18 protein-coding genes are annotated in these 24,380 nt (G+C 44.0%); 1 reads left to right on the plus strand and 17 read right to left on the minus strand.

The window, feature by feature from the left end; genetic code table 11:
* Positions 1-4 precede the first annotated feature (4 nt).
* The 10 genes from HDT28_04215 to HDT28_04260 are packed head-to-tail and all read right to left on the minus strand — an operon-like array spanning position 5 to position 18,369.
* A complete protein-coding gene (locus HDT28_04215; protein MBD5131782.1) occupies positions 5-1,831 on the minus strand; it encodes a beta-N-acetylhexosaminidase in 1,827 nt (608 codons plus the stop codon).
* Positions 1,832-1,842: 11 nt separating this feature from the next.
* Positions 1,843-3,609: an ABC transporter ATP-binding protein gene (locus HDT28_04220; protein MBD5131783.1), complete on the minus strand. Its 1,767-nt coding sequence runs from the start codon at positions 3,607-3,609 to the stop codon at positions 1,843-1,845.
* Between the two features lie 10 nt (positions 3,610-3,619).
* On the minus strand, positions 3,620-4,567 hold the full coding sequence (locus tag HDT28_04225) for a carbohydrate ABC transporter permease (protein MBD5131784.1): 948 nt from the start codon (positions 4,565-4,567) through the stop codon (positions 3,620-3,622).
* Positions 4,554-5,594: a sugar ABC transporter permease gene (locus tag HDT28_04230; GenBank protein MBD5131785.1), complete on the minus strand. Its 1,041-nt coding sequence runs from the start codon at positions 5,592-5,594 to the stop codon at positions 4,554-4,556. The genes HDT28_04225 and HDT28_04230 overlap by 14 nt, the downstream gene beginning before the upstream one ends.
* Positions 5,595-5,609: 15 nt before the next feature.
* Positions 5,610-7,034 carry a hypothetical protein gene (locus HDT28_04235; GenBank protein MBD5131786.1) on the minus strand — a complete coding sequence of 475 codons (1,425 nt, stop codon included), beginning with the start codon at positions 7,032-7,034 and terminating at the stop codon, positions 5,610-5,612.
* A 33-nt stretch (positions 7,035-7,067) separates the two neighbouring features.
* Positions 7,068-9,077 (minus strand): glycoside hydrolase family 97 protein, encoded by a 2,010-nt coding sequence (locus HDT28_04240; protein MBD5131787.1) that lies wholly within the window; start codon positions 9,075-9,077, stop codon positions 7,068-7,070.
* A gap of 20 nt (positions 9,078-9,097) precedes the next feature.
* The gene (locus HDT28_04245; GenBank protein ID MBD5131788.1) at positions 9,098-10,897 is read right to left on the minus strand and encodes a hypothetical protein; all 1,800 of its coding nucleotides are present in this window, start codon (positions 10,895-10,897) and stop codon (positions 9,098-9,100) included.
* Between the two features lie 12 nt (positions 10,898-10,909).
* Positions 10,910-15,175: a hypothetical protein gene (locus HDT28_04250; protein MBD5131789.1), complete on the minus strand. Its 4,266-nt coding sequence runs from the start codon at positions 15,173-15,175 to the stop codon at positions 10,910-10,912.
* Positions 15,176-15,233: 58 nt separating this feature from the next.
* On the minus strand, positions 15,234-16,133 hold the full coding sequence (locus HDT28_04255; GenBank protein ID MBD5131790.1) for an AraC family transcriptional regulator: 900 nt from the start codon (positions 16,131-16,133) through the stop codon (positions 15,234-15,236).
* Positions 16,134-16,170: 37 nt separating this feature from the next.
* Complete coding sequence (locus HDT28_04260) at positions 16,171-18,369, minus strand: hypothetical protein (GenBank protein MBD5131791.1); 2,199 nt, start codon at positions 18,367-18,369, stop codon at positions 16,171-16,173.
* Positions 18,370-18,631: 262 nt separating this feature from the next.
* Between HDT28_04260 and HDT28_04265 the strand changes: the two genes are divergently transcribed.
* Positions 18,632-18,871 carry a helix-turn-helix transcriptional regulator gene (locus HDT28_04265; protein ID MBD5131792.1) on the plus strand — a complete coding sequence of 80 codons (240 nt, stop codon included), beginning with the start codon at positions 18,632-18,634 and terminating at the stop codon, positions 18,869-18,871.
* A 23-nt stretch (positions 18,872-18,894) separates the two neighbouring features.
* Here the strand turns inward: HDT28_04265 and HDT28_04270 are convergent, their stop codons facing one another.
* The 7 genes from HDT28_04270 to HDT28_04300 form a co-directional block, all read right to left on the minus strand.
* A complete protein-coding gene (locus HDT28_04270; protein ID MBD5131793.1) occupies positions 18,895-19,809 on the minus strand; it encodes an ATP-dependent DNA ligase in 915 nt (304 codons plus the stop codon).
* Positions 19,809-20,645 carry a Ku protein gene (locus HDT28_04275; GenBank protein ID MBD5131794.1) on the minus strand — a complete coding sequence of 279 codons (837 nt, stop codon included), beginning with the start codon at positions 20,643-20,645 and terminating at the stop codon, positions 19,809-19,811. The genes HDT28_04270 and HDT28_04275 overlap by 1 nt, the downstream gene beginning before the upstream one ends.
* 60 nt (positions 20,646-20,705) lie before the next feature.
* Positions 20,706-21,992, minus strand: a complete 1,287-nt coding sequence (locus tag HDT28_04280) for a hypothetical protein (protein ID MBD5131795.1) — start codon at positions 21,990-21,992, stop codon at positions 20,706-20,708.
* Positions 21,993-22,342: 350 nt separating this feature from the next.
* Positions 22,343-23,548, minus strand: a complete 1,206-nt coding sequence (locus tag HDT28_04285) for a site-specific integrase (protein ID MBD5131796.1) — start codon at positions 23,546-23,548, stop codon at positions 22,343-22,345.
* Between the two features lie 3 nt (positions 23,549-23,551).
* Positions 23,552-23,734, minus strand: a complete 183-nt coding sequence (locus tag HDT28_04290) for a helix-turn-helix domain-containing protein (GenBank protein ID MBD5131797.1) — start codon at positions 23,732-23,734, stop codon at positions 23,552-23,554.
* A gap of 137 nt (positions 23,735-23,871) precedes the next feature.
* Complete coding sequence (locus HDT28_04295; protein ID MBD5131798.1) at positions 23,872-24,087, minus strand: hypothetical protein; 216 nt, start codon at positions 24,085-24,087, stop codon at positions 23,872-23,874.
* Positions 24,084-24,380: hypothetical protein (locus tag HDT28_04300; protein MBD5131799.1), on the minus strand; the 297-nt coding region annotated here is incomplete at its 5' end. The genes HDT28_04300 and HDT28_04295, both read right to left, overlap by 4 nt.

Genomic DNA, 24,380 nt, shown 5'->3' on the forward strand with positions numbered 1-24,380 from the left:
TCTCCTAAATCCTGTTTACCGTTATTATATCCTGCCACCTACAATTCGTACGAAGTTCTGCGTCGTCGCACAGTTCTTTCGTGGGCAGTATTTCCGTCTCGAGCTCGGCTATTTCGTTCGTTTTACCGACTGTATAATCGCAAAGTATGTCTCTGCAATGCAACATTCTTTGTTTAAGACCGCCTATCCTAAGGTCTTGAATCTCGAAGCCGAACGGCTTGTTCTCGATATTCCACTGCTCTCCGAACGCTTTATAGAACTTATCGAGAAGGCGCACGAGCGTCGGTATTTCGTCCGCAAGCGCTTTAAGCTCTGCCATATCTTTTCGGGCATAAGCAGACCGAGCACGCATACCGAAATCGTATTTACTGCCTACAAGCTCGCAAAGTGCGGCGACCGTGCGGAATATATACCCATACTTTTTTGCGCGTCTTGCCGCCGCACGGTTTCTTTTCGCCGCGTCCGCAAACTTTTGTTTGTACTCGGGCTTTGCAGCATAATCGTACAGCCCACACAGCAAGTCGTTATATAAAAACACTTTGGTGACGTTGCCGCCGTAAAACTTACCCGCGTTATCCGTCACTCGTTCGGCAAGCTCCGTAACCGAAAAATCGTCGAATTCGACGCCGGTGATCCGCTTAAACGCTTTTTTGCAATCCCGATTGCCGTAGGCATACTCGGCGCTCGCAACAAGCGTCGGCAATAACGAAAAGGTCGAACACTCGCCGCCGTCGTCGCCCCACATGGTAACGGTAACACTGTCTATTTCGTGCTTGATACATTCATCGAATGCGAGCTTATTGCGGTTTGCCGACATAGTAACCGACGGTGTAAAGCCGTTCCATCGCCACGCTCCGCAAGCAAACGATACGTTTTTACAAAGCTCTTTATGCGCGGCAAACATTTTGTCGTAATACTCCACGTCGTTGCGGTAGTAATCCCAATACATAAGCGTCAAACATTCAGGGATTTTGTCGCAAACGTATTTTGTTGCGGCGTCCATCGGCTCGTATTTACCGCCGTTTGCAAGACGAAAAAACATATCCGACCACATTATACAAGAGAATCCGTGCTTTTGTGCGATTTCAAGTACGCGACGCAAATGCCGTAACAGTATATCGTATCGATTTTCGTAACCGTGCGCGTCGAGATATTTGCCGAGCCCGACCATGTGCGCTTCGTCCATACCGATATGCACACGTCGCGACGTAAAACATTCGGTAAGCGAATTGAACATTTCGTCTATAAGCTCGTACGTTCTTTCGTCGCCCGCGAGCAAAATGTCGTTACAGTCTATTATAGGTTTGAATCTATCCCACCGTATAATGCCGTTTAAGTGTGCCAAAGTCTGAACGCACGGCACAAGCTCTACACCGAAAATTTTTCCGTATGCGTCCAGCTCTTTCAGTTCGGCTTTGGCATACCGTCCACGCATGTAACCGAAAAACGGCTCTTTGTCTATAGCGTAAGTATCTTCGGTATACAGCATAAGCGTGCCATAGCCCATACAAGAACATAATCGTATGAGTTTTTTTACAGAGTCGGTATTGATTACGGCATTACGCGAACAATCGACCATTACCGCCATGTCTTCAAATACGCAATGCTCTCGGCACTGCGTTTCGCCGCACACAAGTTTTACGAATTCACGATAAAACTCACATTCGCGCGAATATGAAATACAAAAGCCGTCCGCGTTATGTAATATACTTGTTTCGCCACGCACGGCGGTAAGCTTAATCGTGCCGTTTGTCGAAAACTTATAGCTGTCGTGTAATTCTTGTAGTCCGCTGATAAATTTTGCGGGCAAATCACTTATATCGAAATCCATAGCAAAATAATTTATATCACGTCACCCGTAATAGGATCGAATACATAAATATCGTCGAACGAGAAATTTACGGCTATTTCGTCGTTTGTCGTTATCTTTTCTTTTGCATCCAACTGCCCTACCATATTTTTACCGCAGAACGTAAAATGCACATTATATTCGCCGCCCAACAGCTCACAAACGGTCGGCTTGACGAAAATACAATTCTTATACTTTTTGCCCTTGACTTTTCTTTCGAGCTTAATGCGCTCGGGGCGAATGCCTATCGTCAATTCATGATTGTTGTTTGCGCACTTAATCAGCTCGTCGAGCTTTTGAGCACATACTTCGCGCTCGAACTTATACGGATCGACAGTTTCTTTATTCTTTTTGCACTTTGCAAACAATGCTTTGATTTTTTTGATAAAGCTCGATTTCTCTTGTTTGTGTTTTTGTCGCTCCGCATATTCGCCCGTTACAGATAAAGTTTTAAGAATATGCTCTTTTGCTTTTTCGTCGAAATTATCGTTGAGCGCTCTGTATTTTTCTATCGCTTGCTCATACATTGTGTCGTGACGCTTGATAAACTCGTCTTCTACGTGGATCACAAGATCTCCGTTCGATAGCGTTTTGCTTTGTCTGTCAAATCGAACGCTGAACACATTCATAGTCGGCGAACCGATAAACTTCGCGACAAAAATATTGCACGGATTGTTATAAACGTCTTCCGGCGAACCTATCTGCTGCACGAATCCGCGCGACATCACCACTATACGGCTCGCCATAGTCATCGCTTCCGTTTGATCGTGCGTAACATATATCGTCGTCGCGCCTATGCTGTTGTGCAATTTGACTATTTCCGAACGCATGGTAAGGCGAAGCTTTGCATCCAAGTTGGATAAAGGCTCATCCATCATGAATATGGGAACATTTTTTATTATAGCTCTGCCGAGCGCGACGCGCTGCATTTGACCACCCGAAAGTTCTTTGGGTAGCTTATCGAGATACGGTACGAGATCGAGCTTTTCGGCGGTGTCATACACACGTGTCTTTATCTCGTACGGAGTATATTTTCTTTGCTCGATTTTAATGTTTCCGTTTTCGTCGAGTTCGTTGAAGTCCTCATCGTACTTGGCGTCGCGCCCTTGCACTTTTGCGCTTTCGGCTTCGACGAGCGATTTCAGATCCGCACGAATAGCCTCCGTTATCTCTTGCTCTTTGTTAACGAGTTGTTCAAGCGAAAATTCATGGAAAGTCTCAAACACCTTACACAAAATTTTCGCCGCTTCGAGCGTTATATCGAAAATCGTAGCGACTTGTTCTTCCTTTTCGGAATGCTTGCCCTTTGAATTGAACACATTAAACAGCACGCCGATAAACTTATTGAACGCCACTTTCGTTAAAACACTCTCTATTTCCGCATTAGCTTTGAGAACGGCGTTAACGACGGGCATCGGGTATTTGTTTATAGTAAGCGGGAACGCTATATTGTTGTACACTGTCATTTGCGGATACAGGGCATAGCTTTGGAAAACAATAGCCATTTTGCGCTCGTTTGACGGCTTATAATTCAAAAGCTCGTCGCCGAGATATATATCGCCATCCGAAATATCTTCGAGTCCCGCAATCATGCGAAGCGTAGTAGATTTGCCGCAACCGGACGGTCCGACAATGACTATAAATTCGTTTTTCTCTATATCGAGATTAAAATCGTACACAGCTTTTTCGCCATTGGGATAAACTTTTACCAAGTGTTTAAGCGATAAAAAAGCATTGTTTTGTCCGATTGTGTTTTCCATAAAAAACTCCTTACATCTTTATGCCTGTTGAAGCAAGTCCGTCGATCATCTTGTTTTGCGTGAAAATAAATATGATGACGATGGGTATCATTGTGAATACGCTGCCCGCCATTGCCATACCTATCATGTCGCGTCCTTTACCTTGCGTCCAATCGGTAAGTCCGACGGTAACGGTGTTCCAATAATTGACTTCGCCTTGCCCCGTTCCCGCCAAAACAAGCTGCGGCCAAATAAGATTGTTCCACGCACCGACAAACGAAAACAACACGATAAGCATTATTGTGGATTTTGCAAGCGGAATAACTATACGTCTGAATATCGTCATGTGGCTTGCCCCGTCACTTTTGGCGCTGTCTATTATATCGACGGGTATGGACGCAAAGAAGTTACGCATCAAAAGCATATTGAATATACCGGAGATTCCGGGCATGATTATCCAAAAGTATGCGTAGATATATCCGCCGACGCCGCCACTTATTTCAAGCGAATTCTTGACTGAAGCGAACATGGCGTATGCGGGAGCTGTGCCTATCACACCGGGAACAGCCATCCACAGCGTCAGGAATTTGACCAATGTGTTTTTGCCTTTGAACTTCAAAAATACAACGGCATACGCTATCATTAAGTCGAAAATAACCGTCAAGCCAACGGACGCAAAGCTCGACCAAAGCGAGTTGATTATCCAAAAAGGCAACTGATCCGCTTTGCCGGTATTTTCGTTGAAGAAAAACGTGGAATAATGTTTGAGCGTCCATTCTCCCGCCGACGGAAACAGTCCACCCGGATTGAGTTCGATGTCGTTTGTGGTTTTAAGCGAAGTCCCGATCATATAAACGAGCGGAAAAACAAAGAATAATGCCGCTATAAAGAGCACGATAAACGAAACTATTTTATCTTTCCGTGCCGACCGTTCGGACTTTGTGAGCCGTCTTTTTTTTGCCGTATCATTCGAAGTCATGTTGCACCTCCGTTACGGGCGAACATTCCGCCTCGAGTAATGTTTTGTTTTGCAAATATATATTGCATTCCGTTTCGAATTTATTTTTACGCTTTCTTTCCGTCATACACACTCTTTGTATTCCTCCGAAAACCATGGATATAAGCCCGAAAACTATTGCCGCCGCACAAATGTATCCCGTTTGACGCGCAAAAAATCTATTTGATAACATAGACTGAATAAACATCATCGGCGCGACGTATTCGCCGCTGTTGGTTGTATCCGACAGCGTGTACGGTTGTCCGTAGAGCGCGAGATAACCAATAAGCGTAGTGAACAAACATATCGAAACGGACGTCTTGATATTCGGAAGAGTAACGTAAAGAATTCGTTTCCACTTGCCGCCGCCGTCCATTTCGCATGCTTCGTACAAGCTTTTAGGCACGTTTTTGAGCGCGCCGGAAAATATTACAAAGTTAGTGCCCGACTGCCACCAAATACTCGCTATCAGCATGACTACCCAACGAAGCGTGTCGCCATGCCACGGTTTGCCGCCCAACCATTGTATTTCCTTGCCCAACCAAGCGTTTAACAGTCCCGAAGCGTCGCCCGCAAAAATATTGCCGAAAAGTATGCCCATTATGCTTATGGAAACTACGCTCGGAAGATATATAAGCGCTCTGAAAATTTTATACCCCGGCGGCTGCATATTTACGAAGTACGCCAGCGCAAGCGGAATAATTATAAGACACGGCACGGCGACCGCCGCAAACACGAACATCGTTAAAAACGATTTCCAAAAATCGAGCGATACGCCGTTGGTGAAGTCGAATATATTTATAAAATTTCCGAGACCTATAAACTTCGATTCGTCGGGAACAAGCGGATTGTATTCCATAAATGAAAATACAACGCCCAGTATTACCGGCAAAAGTGTGAAGATGATAAAAATTATCAGGAAAGGACTTGCAAGAGCAAGGGCAAGAAGAACTTCTTGCCGCCTGCTCTTTTTCCTTCCCGCGTCTTTTACAGCCGCATTATCCATCATACGTCACCGTGCCCGTTACAAGACGAAATCCAAATACTTGTTGAATTCGTCTTGATACTTTTTAATAGTTTCGTCGTCCTTGGCATTGGTTTTGTTGGGTATGACGTCGATCATTATTTGCCCAAAATTCTGCTGCCAAAGATTGGACGCTGGAACTACACCCAATCCCATGAGATTGTCGATATCGGGATAGAATTTTTTCATGTAATTTTTAATGAAGTAGTCATTTGAATATGTCGCCGCACCGTCTACGGTTTTGGACATACTTATGTGTCCCGCTTGTGCCCATTCCGTAGCTATGGTCGTATTTTGAGTGAACCATTTGATAAATTCGAGAATAGCCGCCTTCTTGTTAATATCGCTTACGGCAGTCGTCATGGCAAAAGCATGAGAGTAAGTAAACAGCTTATCGGCGTTTTCCGCATTTTCGTCCATTGCGAACCATTTTGCGATAGACGTTGCACCTATATACTCGTCCATGGTTTTTTGCAAACTCTCGATCTTGTTCGTATCGGTATACTGTTCGAGATAAGTATTAACTACCCACGGTTGAACTATCGTAAACAGCGCTTGATCGTTCAAAAACGCTTTAAGCCTATCCGCTTCCGAAACATTATCTCGCATAAGCTGCGGAGTACCCGTAATAAGCTCGCGTATCGATTCTATCGCTTTTTTCATTGCAGTGCGATTGGTTTCGTTCCCGTACCAACTTGCGTGGTAATCACTGTCGTAAAGGCTGCCGCCGTTTTGAATGTATGCCGTCGGGAAAACATAGTCTTTGAAAGATGTGTGACGAGTAGATACAGAAATGGGCGTTATATCCTTTTGTTGCGCCGCCGCCTTGCACGCCGCTATCATCTCCGCACGATTCTCGGGGATTTTTCCGTCGTAGCATTCGTCGAGCATTTTTTTGTTATAAAGCACGACTGCGCTTTGCGCGTCGCTCGCTATACTATAAACTTTATCGGAGCCCAACGAAGAATACGGTGCTACGCAAGCCGCAAGATTGTTTAAGTCTATATTTATACCCGAAAGCTCCATCGCCTCGTCAAATGGCTGAATGAGCTTATTATCCAAATACATTTTGTGTCCCATTTGATGCGACATAATAAAATCGGGCGCTTCATTCCTATTCGCGATTTGATCTTGCACCTTGGTGTCGAACTGATCCTGATATGTAGGACGACTTTCGACGCTTATTTTGCCGCGATACTGAATATTGAACTGTTGAATCATCTGCGAAAACGGTACTGAGTCTTCGCCGCTCACAACGGTTGCGAGAATTATTTCCACGTTATCGAAAATAACGTTGCCGTTTTCGTCCTTGTTGAGCGTGCCTGTTGTAGTCCATCCGTCGCCGCCGCCACCGCAAGCGGTAAGCGAAAACGCGCATACGAATGCGCAGATCGCGCATATTATTGCCGTAATTTTCTTTTTCATGATAAACTCCTTTTTAGTTTATTTTCTGCGTGGTTACGCTTGTTTATAAATGTGGTATACAAACCCGCAATTCCTGCCTATTTCAACCGTTTCCGTAGTAGCATTGGTAAGCGTTTTTTGAGTCTTTGTTACAGCCGTATTGTTGCCTTCGACATCCGTCCACACATCGGCTACGTATTCACCCGCGCCCAAGAATGAAAAGTCAAGATTTACCGTATTGGGCACAACGGCATTTATACACGCCACAAACCAATCGTCGCCCGACTTTATCGCCGCACAGTAATACATATCGGGTTCGCCGCCCAAGAAAATCATTTCGTCGTGTTTTGCGGGGAGTGCTTTATAGTAGCTGTTTACCGTCTCGTCGTAATACTCGCTCGCATAATCACCCATGGACGGAATACCCGATTCAAACAACACCGCAAGCGCCATTTGGTGTCCGACGGTAAGACCGCGATTTCTCGGCTTTACGCACGGCGTAAAATCTGCCGCGCCCAAAAGATTGCGCGTAAACATGTGGTTAACCGTAACCGTACTGTCTACGGTATCGAACTCGTTGCCGTAAATACCTTCGCGATTGATGACGTTGGGATATTTGCGACGCTCGCCCGTAGGCTTATTCGATCCGTGCGCATTGACTACCATTTGCCGTTTTGCACATTCCTGATAAATTGTTTCATACCATTCTATCGCACCGATGTCCTCGCTCTGATGCGGGGGTTTTTCCACCGTTTCGCCGCTGAAAAAGTCTATCTTAATTCCCGATGCGCCCCAGCTTTTCCATTGGTCGAGCTTTTCCGTAAGTATTTCTTTTTTGCCCTTACCGAAAGTTTTATATGCGTCGCACCACACTATGACCTTGACGCCCTTTTGCTTGGCATAGTCCATAAAGTCAAGGAACACATCCATTTGACTTTCGAGATCATTATCCCAATTGCCGTCGAGAATGTGATACTTCCAACCCATAGCGACCGCAAGATCGACATACTCTTTATGCAGTGCATAGTCCCGTTGATTATCTACGCCCGGATAGCGCAACCAGTTAAATGTAGAAACACCCGGCTCTACCCATTCGTAATCATATATCTTTTTCTCGTCGTCCGTAAGTTCGTCGTAATTATCCGGACGCCACGGCGTTACGTCGTCATATACTTTTTCGTGCATTTCACTTTCCACGACCGTAGCAAGCGTCCCCACCGAGCCTAACCGCCACGGTGAAGTGAACGGGTATGCCACTTTATTGTCGTTTTCGGTAATGCCAGCGGGAGTATGTACCGTTTGTAAAATACCCGTGCCGTAATTCTTTTCCTGTTCTTTAAGGAACGAGCCGTAAAACCCGCTTCCTATCAAATCGGATTCGGTAATAAGTGAATACAGATCGGCGCTACCCACTTTATACAATATCGGCATAGCAAGCGTGGAGCCGCCCAAGCCCGCAACGTTTTTGTAAACGTATGCGTTTTCATAAGCAAAGAATTCGCCCTCTCTGCCCCACGCCGCACTCGTCTTATACGGCTGTGTCCAAAGCTGCGCATTGCTCGGCAACGCAAACTCGCTGTTTTCGGCGAGCACCGTCATAGTCCCACTCGAACCGTCTATCGCGCGAATGTTGTATCTGTAAGCATAGCCGTCGTCGTACGCGCGCATTATGACGTCGAGATAAAATTCCCACGCCTTAAAAGTTATAATCGTTTCATTGCAGTCGTAGCTTACGGTCGCGTGTTTTCCCGTAATATTTTCGTACTCGCCCGTTATGCGCTTATTCGACGAGCCTTCCACCGTCAAAAGTCTCAGATCGTCCTCCGCAATGGTAAAGCCGAGCGCCGATTTTTGAACAATCGCCGTACCGTCTTTTGTCACGGAATAGCTTAATTTACCGTCCGCATCCATTACAACCGAAGATGTTATCGATCCGTCGGGCGACTTAACTATCCATTCTCCCATATTGTTCGTCGTTGATTCGGAACAACCGACGAATGCAATGGTAGACATACATATTGCTCCGCATAGAGCCGTCATAATGATTTTTTTGAATTTATTCATATCGATCTCCCTATTCGCGATTATGCTTCCGCAATGCTCGCTTTGAGTCGTTCAGCCATGGTTTTTAGCGCATCCATATCCTGCGCCTCACCCTGAATCAACGGTTTTAAGTAAGAATTCGCTACGACGTTAGTCGCTATATTTATGGTTTTGGTACTGCCGTCGAGCGTATAGAAATTTTCGGGATCACCGACTTTATGCAAGAGCTTTACCTTGGTATTATCCGAATGGATAAACTCGTCGCTTTCTACTACCGATTTACGCACGGGATACCACCCGTTACGTGCAAATGCGTATGAATGTCTGCTGACGTAATCGGCAAACACGCCGGCGGCGGCAAGTTCGGTATTCGTAAGATTCTGCGATCTGTAAAAACCGAGTCCGATGCTGTTTACCGGTATCCTATCTTTATATTCGCCGTCCGAATAAAGCCCCGAAAGCGGCATTACGCCGTATGCGTCGTTATCGCAAATGTCGCGAATAGGCGTAGGCCAGCTTATTATTCCCATAAACGCCGTTCCCGCTTCCACACGGCTACGCGCATTGTTTTCGTGTGCGTCGTCACCCACAAGCAATCCGTGATGCTTTCCCGAGCTGCCAAGTAAGTCGTACGTATTGTTAAGCGCCGTTGCCGCCGCCGTAAGTTTTTCGTCGTCATCCCACGTATTGCGCACCCCGCCGTTCGCATACTCGAAGTAGTCCGCGCCGTTTTGTGCAAATGCCGCAAGCGCAGACACTTCTGTCCATGTAGCCGAGCTGTTGCAAATAAGCGTTTTGAAATCGGGATTGCTTTCCGACTCTCCGTCATATACTTTTTTAAGCAATGCGCCGAATTCGGTATAGCTCTCGGGCAAAGCATTGTCGCCGTTGTACTTTTGCATGAGCGCCTTATTATAAATGATGAACGGCACGCCCGAAACAAGCGGGATCGAGCACAATCTACCGTCTACCGAGCTATCGCGCGAAGCCCCTGCGTACCAATCATCTGCCGAATACTCTATACCCGCCAAAGTGTAAATCTCGTCGATAGAAAAGTAGTTTTTGTCGGTCTCGTTTTTATTGAGCGTTTTTTGAACGCGCAACGAGAATGTATCTTGATTGGAAAGCGTATAGGTAACATTTACTTTAATCTTGCCACTGAACTCTGGATCCGCGTTGAATTGCTTTGCAAGATTCCACATAACGTTGTCGTTAATTCCAGAATCCCAGCCCATGCCGAGCCATACATTTACGTTTACGTTTTCGAATATCGGTTTGCCGTTTTCGTCGAGCTTCATGGAATTGTCGCGCTTATATCCCGCGTACAGCGTAGTATCGCTCGTCGCGACGTCGGACACGAAGTCCCATTTTTGAGTACACTCTTTGTCTTTGTACCAGCCCGTAAAAATATGTCCGAGCCGAGACGGTATAGGCGTTTCTATCTCATCTATCTCTTTACTCTTACGCGAGCTTATAACCGTGTTTTTATGTTTGCCTCCGTAGTTTTCGTCAAACGATACGGAAACGTAATCTACGTTTTCCCACTTTGCATACAGCGTGACATCGCCCGCGAGCGGCTGACGAAAGTTAAACTTGTGGGTAAGCCCCTCGTCGGTGTACCAGCCTTCGAGCTCGAGACCGTCGCGGTGTGGATTCCAATTTACCGCTTTGCCGCCACTCGGGACGCTTACGCTTCGCGAAGAAATTTGCGCGTCGTAGTTCAAGTGATAAACCACATTATACTTATCGCCCGAATTGCCGCACGCCGTAAGCGAACTCATGCCGAATACCATTGCGGTACAGCACGCAACCGCTATAATGCGTTTTAAATACTTCTTCATGCCTATTCCTCCTTAAACCGTTTCGGCTTGCGCTGCGCTCGCCGACCATTTGATATTTGTGTAAGCTCCATTAATGTTCACATTTTTCAGCGACAGTATCACCGCGTCGGTGCTTCCGGTGAAAGTGAACCGGATAGCCTTTGAACCGTTTTCCAAACTCGTCGCGCTTATCGTGTAATTCCCGCCGGAACGTGTAACCGTATATTTGATCTTTTCGGTCGCGCCAAACCATTCGTTATTCAGTGTGCCGTCAATGGTAGCTCCATCCAAACTTTTGTTAATAAATGTTCCGTTACCGTTGTTATCTATACGCATTACACTGAACGTCTTTACGTCTCTATACGCGTAGTCCTGTATTGCAAGGTGAATCTTGTTGTTGCCGCTCCAATTGCTTCCGGCAGAACTCGTATCCGAAGCAAACGCGAACTCGAATTCGAACGTAAAATCGCCGTCGAATATCATATACGGACTGAACCAAGCGTCATTATCGCCCATGCCGTTAGCGTTTACATTGCAAGCGATCCCGTTCGTCTCGTCGCAAGTAACGGCGAAACGATTATCGTCAATCGACGTTCCGTAAGACCAATTGTTGTTTTCTTGGAAAGGTCTGTACGCGTTTATAAAATTCATTCCGTCGGTTGTAAGCTCGTTTAGCTTTTTTATCGCCTCTGCGCCGGTCAAATAAGATGTTAGTATACCCGTTTTGACCGAGCTGTTTTGGAATATACCCGGTACGGTATCGATATCGGCTAATTCTTTATTTGTGTAGCCCATAACATATTCGTCGTTGACAAAGACGTAAAAGAATTTTTCGTTACGCATAACGGATATCGTGAGCGGGAATGCGTTACCCCAATCGCTCGTTCTGAGCTTGGGATCGTTCAACGCATAGTATATAGGAGTTGCGGACGTAGTATGGTCAAGCGTCGTCCAACCGTCGGCGTCCATATCGAAGTATTTAACTTTGAGCGCTCTGTCGATTTTAATATTACCGGCGGCGCCGCACTCGCCTCTGTCCGCAAATGCTGCCAAATACTTTTTAACGTTGTCGCCCTTTGCCGAGTGTGTTACGCCGTAAATCATGTCCGTTCCGCCCTGCGAATCGGCAGTGAACGTAACTTCAGCGTAGTAAACCTTGCCGGCGGTCACGTCGAGCTGCGCAAATGCTATGCCGTCGCCGCTTATGTAGGCAGTCGGGTTTTGCCCGTTGTCGTAATTAGCGCCGGCTGTATAACTCAGTTCGTGCGCGCCGTCACCGCTTATCGATCCGAACACCTTTTTGTGCGCGTGCACCGTTACGTCTTTCGTCACATCGCCTATCGTATACGTAACGATGTACTCGCCTATCGCGGTTGCCGTTATAGCGGTCTTGTCGGAGTTGAGTGTCGCCGTTTGGCTGTCGCAAGCGACAACGACCTGCGTCGTTATATCGTCGCCGTCGGAAGAAACAGCGGTAAATGCCGGGAGCGTTATTTCGTCGCCTATAGGTCCGTAAATATCGGTGACGTTGTCCGCAATCGTTATTACAGGCTTATTCGACGTAATGATAATCTCCACGGTATCCGTCTTACCCAAAGCGGAAACGGTTATCGTAGCCCTGCCGACACCCGCTACCGAAAGTGTAAAACCGTCTACCGATATTACCGTCATATCGCTCGAAGTGACCGTTACGGTCGTATTTTCAAGCGTATAATATTCCGCGGGATCGAGAGATACGGTGATCGTGCGCGTATCCGTCGAATCGTCTTTCCATGCTGCCGTAAGCGCTTCTTTATTCGTTACGGATACCGCGGAAAGAGCGGGTATTACGGTTATCGTAACGCTATCCGTAAAGTTGCCCGATTTTGCCGTTATCGTTGCGGTGCCCGCTTTTAACGGCGTGAGCGTTTTACCGCTTACCGATATGACGGTCGGATCGCTTGACGATACAGTCGCGTCATCCAATCCAAATACGCTTACATCAACCATACGCGCGGAGTCGCCCGCCGCCCAACGTGCGGTAAGCTCGGTTTTATTGACTATGGATAAGCTTTGCTCGGGTACGGACCATTTTATATTAGAGTACGTCCCCTTTACACCGCAGTTTTTCCAAATGAGTATTACAGGCTCGCACGGGCTTTTCCAATTGAGCGCGCCGTGATCGTCGTACGTCCACACATTGAGTTGCGTTCCGTCGGGACGGCTTATCTTAAACGTGTATTTCGCAAGCGGCTTGTTGTTTACGTCTACCGTACAAATACGCGATACCGAATATTTCAATTTCATTTCGCCGTCGAATTTATACCATTCGCCGCCGTTCACGATGTTATCCGGATGTTCCCAATCCCAGCTGTTGGGCTTGTTTACGCTGAAACACTTCGCCATTGCGCATAGCTGTCCGTTTACGTTATCCACCCTGCTCGCGCCGAATAAAAACGCAGGGTTATTACCGTAGTTACTGCTCCACGAATCGTAATCATCGCGCGCGTGCCTTACTTCCAAGCCCATATATCTATTCCAATCGGAAGCGCTCGCAAAGGTATCTGCGGCAAATGTATATTCCCACTCAAATGTAAAGTTCCCGTCAAAAAAGATATACGGGGTAACAATACCTTTATTTTCGCTTGTAAGCGTATCGGTATCGAATGTATAGTTTGCGCCGAGTGCCGCCGCGTCGGACGACGATATATGCTCGCTCGCCTCGTTTTCCGTTTTCCACCAATCGCTCGGAGCGAACTCGCTCATGAGTTTGCTGCCGTTATCGGTAAGTGAATCGAACTTTGCTTTCGCGGCGTCGCCCGTGAGCCAAACTATATTCGATATATCCGTTTTTATGCCGCTCTGTTGGAAATATCCGGGAACAGTGTCTTTATCCGAGAAATACTTGTTTGTCACCGTGCACACATAATCGTCGTTGACAAAATAGTAGAAGAAATCGCCCACACGCACGGTCGCAAGCTTGCAAGGGAAAGACTCGAGCTTGTCTATGCCGCGGAATTTATACAAACCGTCAGTGTAAATTATTTGTGTACGCGGCTGATTACCTTGATTAAGTTGCCAACAATCGCTGTCGTTTACTATATCAAAGTCTTTCACTCTGAATGTTCTCGTGCCGTTCCAATATTTTTGTTCTTCACCTTCATATTCCGGTTCGCGAGTAATCGCCGCGCCTCTGTCTACATACGCGGTAAGATAACGGGTATTGTCGGCTTTGACAGAGTGCGTCATACCGTAATATGTACCCCAGTCGGGCTTGCCGTCGGAGTTTATCGTAAATTCCGAATAGTAGATTTTACTCGGTTCGGCATCAAATGCAGCCCATGTACCGTCCCATCTATCGAAAAACACTACCTGTTCTTCGTCAGCTACGAATTGCTTATCTTCCTCATATGACACTGCGGAAAGATCGACCATTCCGTACCCGTTTACATTTGCGAATACGTTCCTGTATGCGTTTACGATCAGCGTAACTGATGCAGTCAGGCTTTCGTCGCGCGGGTCGGCGACGTCGAGTTTCACCGTATATGAGCCTTTTTCAATCGCTTTGACCGTCATGGTGTTTTTATCGAAAGAAATTCCGTCCGAGCAAGTCGCAGTAATATATTCACGTAAATCAGCGCCGTCGCAAGACAATGCCGTTACGGGAAGTTCTACGTTCGTATTAACCGCACCTTTTACTTCGGTAGCTTCGCCGAAAGTAGGCGCTGTTAATGCTACCACGGCAATATCCACGCTATCGGTAAAACCGAATGTCGAAACAGTGACGATAGCGTTACCTTGCGCCACTGCGGTAACAGTATTTCCGTTTACCGAAACCACGTTGGTATTGTTCGATACGATTTCAATCTTTGCGCAGGCTACGTCGAACAAATCGGGCTTAATCGCATATTCGAGCGTTTTACTCTCACCGACTACGATCTTTTCAAGCGCGTTTTTATTTACTATGGCAATTTCACTCGGCGCTTGCTTAACGGTTATATTGACGCTGTCGCTTTCGTCGTCGGCGATAACCGTAATTTTGGCTATACCCGCGCTTTTTGCTTTAAGCGTCATGCCGTCTGCCTCAACGACAGACGGATTGCTTGACGTTACCCGTATATCCTTTTCGGATATTTCGGACGGTATGTCGATCAGTAATGTTCTGTCGGCACCACCCTCGAACCATTCGGCTCGAAGCTCGGCTTTGTTGGTTATCCGCAATGCGGTAGGCTCGACCGTGTTTTTGGAACATCCGACTAAACACGCCGCCAAGCACATGAATACCGCAAATACAATTAACCATAACTTTTTTGATTTCATAGTTTCCTCCCGGACATATTTTTTAGCGACATATGTATCGCTTGATTACTGCCTAAAATTATCTGTAATTGATATTTTTTTCACTCATCCATTTGAATGGGTCGTCGCTTTGACACGATTTTCTGTACTCGCGCGGACTTACCCCTTTCCACTTTATAAACATGCGCGTAAAATACTTGGGATTATCGATGCCCACCATTCCCGCCACTGTTTCGACACTCACATCCATTTGTTTCAAAAATATACAGGCGTTGGAAATTCTATAACGATTTATATAATCTATAGGCGTCATATCCAAAAACTTTTTGAACATACCGTACATTTGTTTTTCCGATACGTGCATATCATCGGAGATTTGCTTGATCGATAAATTCAAGCGGTAATTTCCGTGAATATATGTCAATATATCGTTGAAATACTTATCTGCCAACGAACCCCTTACTCCGATAGGCGCGTATTTTATTTTTTCGGCTATCAGTTGCGCCGCGATCAACAAAAAGTATCCGGAGCATTTCAAGCTTTGCAACATACCGCCGTCGTAACCGTCGTGCAATTGCATAAAAAGCTGCGCAGCTTGAGCATAATCGTTTAATATAACATAGTGGCGTTCTTTTGTAAAACCGCATAACAATAAAAATTCGTCAATGTCCTCGTTCGCACCGATAAAATTTACCCAAATATACGACCAAGGTTTTACAACATCGGGATAGTAATCGTATTTCACGCCACGACGCAACAAAAATGCAGTCCCTTTGCCTAAAACATACTTCTTGTCGTCCACGCACAACGTACCGTGTCCGTCAAGCACAAAATGCAACGAATAATACTCGCGCATCAGCCCTTCATGTTTTTTGTCCGGTCTGCAATACTCCTGTCCGACTTTAAGCAAATTTACCCTATATAGTTTGTCACTCACAGGTATCTGCACGATATTGGTTTCTTTTAGCTTTTCATACATAAATTTCGTTCCGTTTTTTATTATGTGTAATTACAGTCTATATAAGCGGATAGTCGCGCATATACGCTTGCGCAAACATTTGCCCGAGTTTGATTGCCGACGCCGCGTCAAAGTGTGCAAGATCGACGCTGCCGTACGGCTCTTTATCGCAAGTAAGTTTTGCCGATATTGTGTCAATAACCGAGTAATGCAAATTATCTTCGGCGAGCTTTTCTTTAATATCATTTATAAGCGACGGTCGGTTGAATTCCCATTCGTAAGGCCATTTTATAAATGCGTCATAAAACATAAATTCGGGGTTGTATTGCGAAAACTCATTTCGTAGCGAATTAACGAAATCTTTAACGCTGTTTTCATACGCGTCTACCGCCTTTTGTGACTTTGTATCCGATTCGCCCTGCATCCAGCACATAGCGTCCAAAGACACATTGTATGATTCGGACAACTCGTCAAGACACGCATTCACATAAGTTACCAAGCCTTTGTACAACTTGCCTGAATTCGCGCGCCAAGTTCTACCGCTATCGTCGCGTGGATAAAAGCTCGTATCGCCTATCGCAAATTTTATAAACACTACCTTACCGTCGTAACCACCATCGTGCAAAGCCTTTGCCATGCCGAGATCGGGACCGAAAGTATTTTCGGGATTACTGCGCGCACCGCCGTAACCTATTCGCACTTTTTGAAAATTAGGCGCTTTATTCGCATCGTCCTCGTGGTTGGCATACGACATTTTTATACCGTCATAACCTGTGAGATACTCGGCGTAGTTCGTATCGCTTTTTAGATACTCATGCCACGCATTGCCTTCCATATTCGACTGACCACCCAAAAGTACAACCGAAATATCTTGCTTATCGGTATCATAATCGAGCACCGGTTTTTGATTTCCTCCCGTTAAATTGGCTATCGTTTTAGCCAACAATTCGGCGTTTTCGTTTTGTCCCAAAGCGTTCGGTTTTCCGTTTTCGTCAATAGCTTTTCCGTCACATCGCGCCATATCCAATGCAAATACGTTGTTATCGCCTCCGTTGTTCGCCTCTTTTACTATTCTTTTTATATACTTACCAAGCATAGCGCTTTCGGTCGTCATTCCATAACAGCAAATTATATTAGCTTTCTTATTCGCGGCGCGCATAGCGACAAGCATTAACTTATACCCGTCTGTAAAATCTTTAACCGTGCCATTACCGTCCGCGATGGCACGCACATCGTTCCCACCCAAGTCGATAACTATAAAATCGGACGGGCTTCCCGGTACATAATTTGTTTCGCTTCCGAGCGAATACTTGTTCCAAACATCTTTTACAGGCTGCCCTTCACTCGGCACAACCGATGCCGTAGCATTAGGCAAAGCCATTATTTCAATCTCCGAGCCCGACTTTTGTGCCGCGACAAAGGCATAACCGGACGTTACACCGTCAAGCCCGTCGCCTAAAACAGCGCCGTCGCCGTAAAACGATATTTTAATGTCCGCTTGCGGGGGCGAAGTATAAAACGCTCCGCCGTTTGCCGTTTCCAACCCCTTAACCGATATTTCGCTCGTTTCGTCAGTCGTTTTATATACGCGCAAAGTATGCAAACCGTCTTTAAGTCCTTTTGCAAGCTCGACCGATCGATTGCCGCGTTCTATGTTCACAAAAGTTGCTTTACCGTCGCAAATCACATATAATTTTTCGGCATTATCGGCCGAAACCGTCGCGGTCAATCCCGCACCGTCGAAAACAGACTCGAAGCCGCTCGCGGCATTGACCAAAAGCAAACCGTCGTCTTGCGAACGAACACGTCCGAAAACCCTTATACCCGTTTGCGTATTAAAGTCAAGTACAACTTTATCTACAACGGTAATTTTCGTTTTATTTTCGGCACCGAACTCCGCATGCTTGACCGTTATTTCAACGTCACCTTGTGCGATACCCGTAACTAAACCGTTTTCATCAACAGTCGCCACTTCGGTGTTGCCGCTGTCATATGTAAAACCTTTCGCGCTCGTTATGTACTTTCCTGCACTCGTTTTAGCCGATGCCGACGCAGATATACTCGCCGATTTTCCTACACCTATCCGTTCCGCTAATACAATATCGACGCTCGCAGAAGAATACTTCGTTTGTCCGTCGTCGTTACCTTCATTGTTCGGAGACGATCCACAAGCAGTTAAGCCACTAACTAATAACGCAAAAAGGCAAATGGCTATAATGAATACAACTGCTTTTTTCTTAATATTTATATCAGACATAAGATCGCATCCTCCATCATTTTCCGTAAAATCGGCACAATTAGCCAAATTACATTGATATTGCTTTTATTATAATGTTTAACAGTCTACCTCGTCAATACTCCCTGAAAAAAGGTCAGAATAGTGTACCTTTTAATTTTGGAACACAATCAATATTAGCTTTATCTATTATAGCATTTTTTCCATTATAAACGCAATAAATACTAAGTATCGCAGTATATTTAATTTTTTTAGATTTATACTTCAATTATAGGAGATAGCTATGAAACTTGAAGATGCTGTGATTTTAAGAATTGAACAACTTTGCATAGAACGTAACATGACAAAATACGACTTATTTAAGGCAAGCGGTGTTCCGCAATCAACACTTACTTCTATCAAGAAAAAAAGATGTAATTCCGTTAAAATAAGTACGCTTTACGGGATATGCGAAGGGTTCAATATTTCCTTGGAAGATTTCTTTCATTCCCCTATGTTTGATAGAGATAGTCTTATTGATTAAATATTGTAAAATTATAGTGGTAATCATTTATCATCTCGCAACCCTTTCCATACGGGCTGTCGCATTCCACCGTTCTCCGTTTCGTGCATAAAATGCGCTGTACCTACAAGTTCGGGCTTCAGCCACACCGCGTTTTTGTACTTATCGAAATGTGGGGTTTTAATTTTATTCTTTTTGGCAAACTCGCCAATTATTTTTCTGTCGCTTTCCGATACACCGAGATACACTTTGCCACGGCATTTTAGTTCGCCGTCATCATCGTAATATCCGAGTATCAAATCTTTTACATTCCCGACTTCATCCGGCTGATAGCCGCAAACAAGTAAATCCTCATCCTGCATGACCTTTATCTTCACCCAATCATGCGTGCGCTTGCCTATATGGTACAGTCCGTCCTTTTTCTTTGCGACTATACCTTCCAACTGTTCTTGCTTCGCAAGCTCGAAAAAAGCTATGCCGTTCTTTTCTATATATCTCGACACACTCAATCCGTTCCCTTCGGTCACTGCTTTATAGAGTATTTCTTTTCTCTCAAGCAACGGCTTGTTCGTCAAGTCCTTGCCGTCATAGTAGAGTATATCGTAAGCAACGAACTGTACGGGATTTTTATTCGCGGCAAGCTTTATCTTGATTTCGTCGTCCATAAGACTGCGTTTTTGCAAAGCATAAAAATTCGGCTTGCCGTCCGTTAGGACAACAAGCTCGCCATCGAGTACGACTTTTCTTTTTACGCACTTCTTCATACCCGACAATTCGGGATATTTATCCGTAACATCCTTGTGCCGCTTATTTTGCAATACTACGGACTTAGGCTCGACAAACGCTACACAACGTATTCCGTCTAATTTCAGCTCATAAATATAATCTTCATCATCAAACGGATCTGTTTCGTACAGTAGCATCGGATCAATATTTTTGTCTATGAACAAATCACCCATCACGCACGCCTTTTCGTTGCCGTATTCTTTTGGGTTGAATTGCTCTTTTTCGTGCTTTTATATTTCGGCTTGGGCGTAACATCCATTAGCGCAAGACTCTTTTGTAATGCTTCCATCAGGCTTGCCGCAGACATATCGGCTTTCTCTTTTTTGGCAACTATTTCCTTCCCAGCGATCTTTTGTTCTATCGCCTTCTTAACTTTTTCGCGGTACTCATCTTTGTACAACTCCGGTTCGAATGCGCCGCTCATGCCCTCAATGATTGCCTTTGCCATTTTAAGCTCGCCGTCCGTACCTTTCTCCGTGATTGCTTTTGCCGGATTGTTTACAATCTCTTCCTCAAAGAATAAAGTATTAAGCAGCATTTGACCGTTCTTGGCTCGAATGAGTATGAGTGTTTCTTTTGTGCCAAGCACCGTCTTTGCTACCGCTGCTTTGTCCTCTTGTTCCATAGCCGTTATAAGCACGGCGAACGCTTTTTCCGCGCCCGTCGGCACAACATAGTATGGCTTGTCAAAATAAATAGGATCGACGTCGCCGAGCGGCACGAACCTCTCTATTATAATGTTCTTATCCTTTTTAGTTTTGAGCTTTTCAAAATCCGAGTCATCGAAAATGACATACTTGCCGTCCTCGTACTCGTACCCTTTTACTATTTCGTCTTGCTTGACTTCCCGACCGCTACAATCCTCGCACGTCTTTTTATAGCGAACACGACTCATCGTTTTTTTGTCTATCATATTAAAGCCGATGTCATTGTTCTTGACTACGCTGTGGAGTGTTACAGGAATATATACCAAACCGAAACTTATACTGCCTTTATAACTGTATGCCATGCTTTTAGTATGCGACTAATACTGAAAAATAAATATTTAATTTTCTTTGCTATAAAGTAACTACACAAATGCACATTGCAAAAGATTAAACTTATGGGATTCTTCGGCACCGCACTCATCAAGGATATATACACACATACCAAATATAGCATAATTGGCACCCATTTCTGCTCTTTCTTTTATAAATCGATCCTTGCGTAGCGCATGAATAGTATTCCTTGCATCATTCACTTGCCTACTGAATTCTTCAATATCCCGTTCTTCAATTACTTTGTATTTATGATTGTTCTTTGCAAAATCATTAAACTTCTCGTATAAAAACTCTACCTTCCGCCTAAATTTCGACATCTCTATCAAAGATAAGATAAATTGTTTTTTTTCTGGATCAATCTTACTGTTTTCGTTTTCAAACTCGTTTATCGTATGCTCTATTTTCGATTTTAGTTCTTTATATAATTGAATCTCATCTGTAAGGACGGGACTTTGCAAATTTATGTATTTCAAATCAATATTGTTTTCTATTGATTGTGCCAATAGCCAATAATCACTATCCACATAAGTCTGTTTATCAAGTAAGGATAAAAAATTCATATCATACTTATTGGATAAAATTATTTTTGAAAGCTCTCGTATAATAGATTTATAGTTTGCGATAAAATTATATCTAACTATCGGCTGTTGCCCATAGTTTATCCCTTCCTTAAAATATAATAAGTTGCCGTTATTTGTTTTTACTTCTATACTTCCGATTGGGGCCGCATAATCTAAATTGATAAACTGTACTAATTTATACAACCTATCTATAATTAAGTTAAGATTATCAAGACTAACGCATTTATTAAAACGAACCTCTATACAATGTTCAGTTATTTTATTGGGATAATTGGATAGCATTGAGCCGTATTTCATTTCACATAAAAAGTTGTCTGTTCTCTTTCTAATGCCAAAACGAATATTACAAAGGATTCCTGCAACCTCAATCTCAAAATTCGGTATATGCGACAATTCAAGCATCGGTTTTAATACACCGTTCTTAAAAGTTACCTTTCTAATCCCGCCGAATTTTTTAATGTTAAAACAATCTATTTTGTCCGTCTTAAAATAATTCGGCTCAGTAAAACGAGAATCTATATACTCGTCAACATTGAAAGCACAAGTGGCGTTCATTAAATCAAAAAAGCATATAGTACCGTCTTCAAAACTTGCAAAAATAAATCTTAAATTATAAGGAATTTTTGTTTGAGCAAAACGCAAAGGTGCATCGCATTTATTACGCAATATATCTAACACCTTATTTTCATATTTACATAGACGCCATTGAAATTGATAAAAAATCTTACCAAGCATAATACACCTCCTTAAACGATTATATTGTATCACAAATAGCATAAAATCACAATAAATCTATGCCTACCGATATATAAAAAACTATTGCAACTTATATATAATTTTTCTCGCATTTTTCTCGCATAAATGCAGAACTCTGCACACAATTGTTCCCAACAAAGGACAAATATGCCATATATCCCCGTATTTTTGGACTAAAACACCCCAAAAACAGCGCAAAACACCGCTATTTTACGCAGTACTCTATATATTGAAAAACTTAAAATCCCGTGAAGGAAACTTCGTACCGGTTCAAGTCCGGTCAGCGGCACCATCGACAGTAAAAGCCCGCCGTAAAAAGGCGGGCTTTTCTATGTGTCAGAAGAGTCGGATGTAAAAGCGTTAAGTATCTTTTGCGCCGAGCTTAGGTGTCTTTCTGTATCGAAGTGCGCGTATATGCTTTCTGTCGTTGTTATCTGACTGTGACCAAGCCATTTCTGTATATCTTCCATTGGTACACCTTCATGTCTTAGTAGTGCCGCACAACTATGACGCAAACCGTGAAAGCGAATTTTAGGAAGTTCGGGGATCTTGCTTACTTGCCATTTGAAACTATCGGTTACAAAATCGGGCTTGACTAATTCTCCGTTCTTTTCCTTATATATATAGTCATCGTATTTCGTTATATAATTGCTGCCGAAAAATTCTCTGTTCATAGCTTCCTGTTTTTTCATACGAATAAGAAAATCATATATCGGCGGGATAAGTGGCAGTGAGCGGATACTCTTTTTTGTTTTAGCTCTGTCTTTTGCAATTCGCACACTTTTGCCATCGATACGACAAGTTGTTACTGTATGTTTAATAGTTATAGTCTTGTACTCGAAATCCACATTAGACCATTTTAGTCCGACTATTTCACTGCGTCTAAGACCATAATAACCCGCCATCAAGACAGCAAATTCTATTTTATGACCTTTTACCGCTTCAAATAATATCTGTAATTCGTCACGATTATAGTAATTGCTTATAAAATCCGCTTTTTTCGGACGATGCGCTTTATCGGCATAGTTGCAAGGAACCAAATCGTTCCTATAAGCATCTTGCAACGCCTTTCTAATGTTAGCGTGATAATGTATAACCGTATTAGCGGACACTATTTTCAACTTCTCGCTGTAAAACTCATCAATAATATGTGCGTTTAAGTTTTTAAGCGTTATTTTCCGTTCGTTAAAGTACGGCGCAATAACACGCTCTATGTTTAACCTATATCCGGCATAAGTAGATAGCTCAACCGTACTCTTTATATCTTCGCACCACTGCAAAAGATAATCTCCGAATAAAATATCCGCAGGATCGGATTCGATTTTAACCGCTTCTTCTTGCGCGGATTTCAGCTTTCCGGTAGTGACATCGAAGTTTGTCCTATACTCCAAAAGCATTTCATCGGCTTTTGCTTTATTACCTCTGATCTTTAATCCCGTTTTGACCCACTTTTCTTTCCGATTGCCTGCATCATCGGAATAGCTCAAAACTATGTAAAAATAATCATTCTTCTTTGCCAACCTACCGGCTATCATTATTTAGTCCTCCATTGATAACAATTTTTCTACTGCTTTTCGGGATAAATAGAACTTCCTACCTATTTGCATAAACTTTATATTATTGTCCCGAATGAATTTGTAAGCATACTTACGTGAGATATGCAACAACTCACACAGCTCGGCAATCGTAAGTACGTTTGAATTGAGATTTAGATTGTCCATTTTGATTTAGCTCCTTTAATAAAACGGAGCTATTCGGTATAGAACCAACTCACTCCGTCGTTTGACTGTTCCTGATCGGCTTATACCTTATATATATAAATGAAAAGCGAGGGCCATAGTCCTCGCTTCGTTTTTGGTTATTCTATTTTGTTAGGGCCATACTGACTTTGCAGAGCTTGATACCCTGCGACGATCAGCTCAACTTTTGTTAGCTTGTGTCTTTGTAGGTACTCGTTAATTTCCTCCGCATATTCGCGGTCAACGCTTGTACCCCACACTAAGTGTCGAGCTTTACGCTCTTCTTTGTGCTTATCTTCGTAACGCTTATCTATTATTGCTTTGGGTGTTTTCATGCTGCCACTTCCGTATAAACGATTTCGTTTAGGATTTCTTCCTCTATAAGCCTGTTAATTTCGGTTTGCCTGCGGTAATCTTCCATAAAATCGCCGGTACGCTTATACCGCTCGTCCTGCTCAAGCCTTGCGCGTATCGTTTCTTGCAACGATTCCGCTTGCTTATCAATGCCGTGAAGATACGTAGGCAAATCGGCAATCGTCCAATCTATACCCATTTCTTCGAGATACTGTTTTTTAAGAGTGCCATACTTTCCATAAACGTGCTGTACGGGCTTTACTGCCTTTTGGTA

The sequence above is a fragment of the Clostridiales bacterium genome, assembly GCA_014799665.1.
In the GTDB taxonomy this organism is placed as follows: Bacteria; Bacillota; Clostridia; order Christensenellales; family Pumilibacteraceae; genus Anaerocaecibacter.

Excerpts from the sequence above, each read along its gene's own strand:
- HDT28_04215 (MBD5131782.1), bottom strand. The coding sequence starts at position 1,831 with ATGGATTTCGATATAAGTGATTTGCCCGCAAAATTTATCAGCGGACTA.
- HDT28_04220 (MBD5131783.1), bottom strand. The coding sequence starts at position 3,609 with ATGGAAAACACAATCGGACAAAACAATGCTTTTTTATCGCTTAAACAC.
- HDT28_04225 (MBD5131784.1), bottom strand. The coding sequence starts at position 4,567 with ATGACTTCGAATGATACGGCAAAAAAAAGACGGCTCACAAAGTCCGAA.
- HDT28_04230 (MBD5131785.1), bottom strand. The coding sequence starts at position 5,594 with ATGATGGATAATGCGGCTGTAAAAGACGCGGGAAGGAAAAAGAGCAGG.
- HDT28_04235 (MBD5131786.1), bottom strand. The coding sequence starts at position 7,034 with ATGAAAAAGAAAATTACGGCAATAATATGCGCGATCTGCGCATTCGTA.
- HDT28_04240 (MBD5131787.1), bottom strand. The coding sequence starts at position 9,077 with ATGAATAAATTCAAAAAAATCATTATGACGGCTCTATGCGGAGCAATA.
- HDT28_04245 (MBD5131788.1), bottom strand. The coding sequence starts at position 10,897 with ATGAAGAAGTATTTAAAACGCATTATAGCGGTTGCGTGCTGTACCGCA.
- HDT28_04250 (MBD5131789.1), bottom strand. The coding sequence starts at position 15,175 with ATGAAATCAAAAAAGTTATGGTTAATTGTATTTGCGGTATTCATGTGC.
- HDT28_04255 (MBD5131790.1), bottom strand. The coding sequence starts at position 16,133 with ATGTATGAAAAGCTAAAAGAAACCAATATCGTGCAGATACCTGTGAGT.
- HDT28_04260 (MBD5131791.1), bottom strand. The coding sequence starts at position 18,369 with ATGTCTGATATAAATATTAAGAAAAAAGCAGTTGTATTCATTATAGCC.
- HDT28_04265 (MBD5131792.1), top strand. The coding sequence starts at position 18,632 with ATGAAACTTGAAGATGCTGTGATTTTAAGAATTGAACAACTTTGCATA.
- HDT28_04270 (MBD5131793.1), bottom strand. The coding sequence starts at position 19,809 with ATGGGTGATTTGTTCATAGACAAAAATATTGATCCGATGCTACTGTAC.
- HDT28_04275 (MBD5131794.1), bottom strand. The coding sequence starts at position 20,645 with ATGGCATACAGTTATAAAGGCAGTATAAGTTTCGGTTTGGTATATATT.
- HDT28_04280 (MBD5131795.1), bottom strand. The coding sequence starts at position 21,992 with ATGCTTGGTAAGATTTTTTATCAATTTCAATGGCGTCTATGTAAATAT.
- HDT28_04285 (MBD5131796.1), bottom strand. The coding sequence starts at position 23,548 with ATGATAGCCGGTAGGTTGGCAAAGAAGAATGATTATTTTTACATAGTT.
- HDT28_04290 (MBD5131797.1), bottom strand. The coding sequence starts at position 23,734 with ATGGACAATCTAAATCTCAATTCAAACGTACTTACGATTGCCGAGCTG.
- HDT28_04295 (MBD5131798.1), bottom strand. The coding sequence starts at position 24,087 with ATGAAAACACCCAAAGCAATAATAGATAAGCGTTACGAAGATAAGCAC.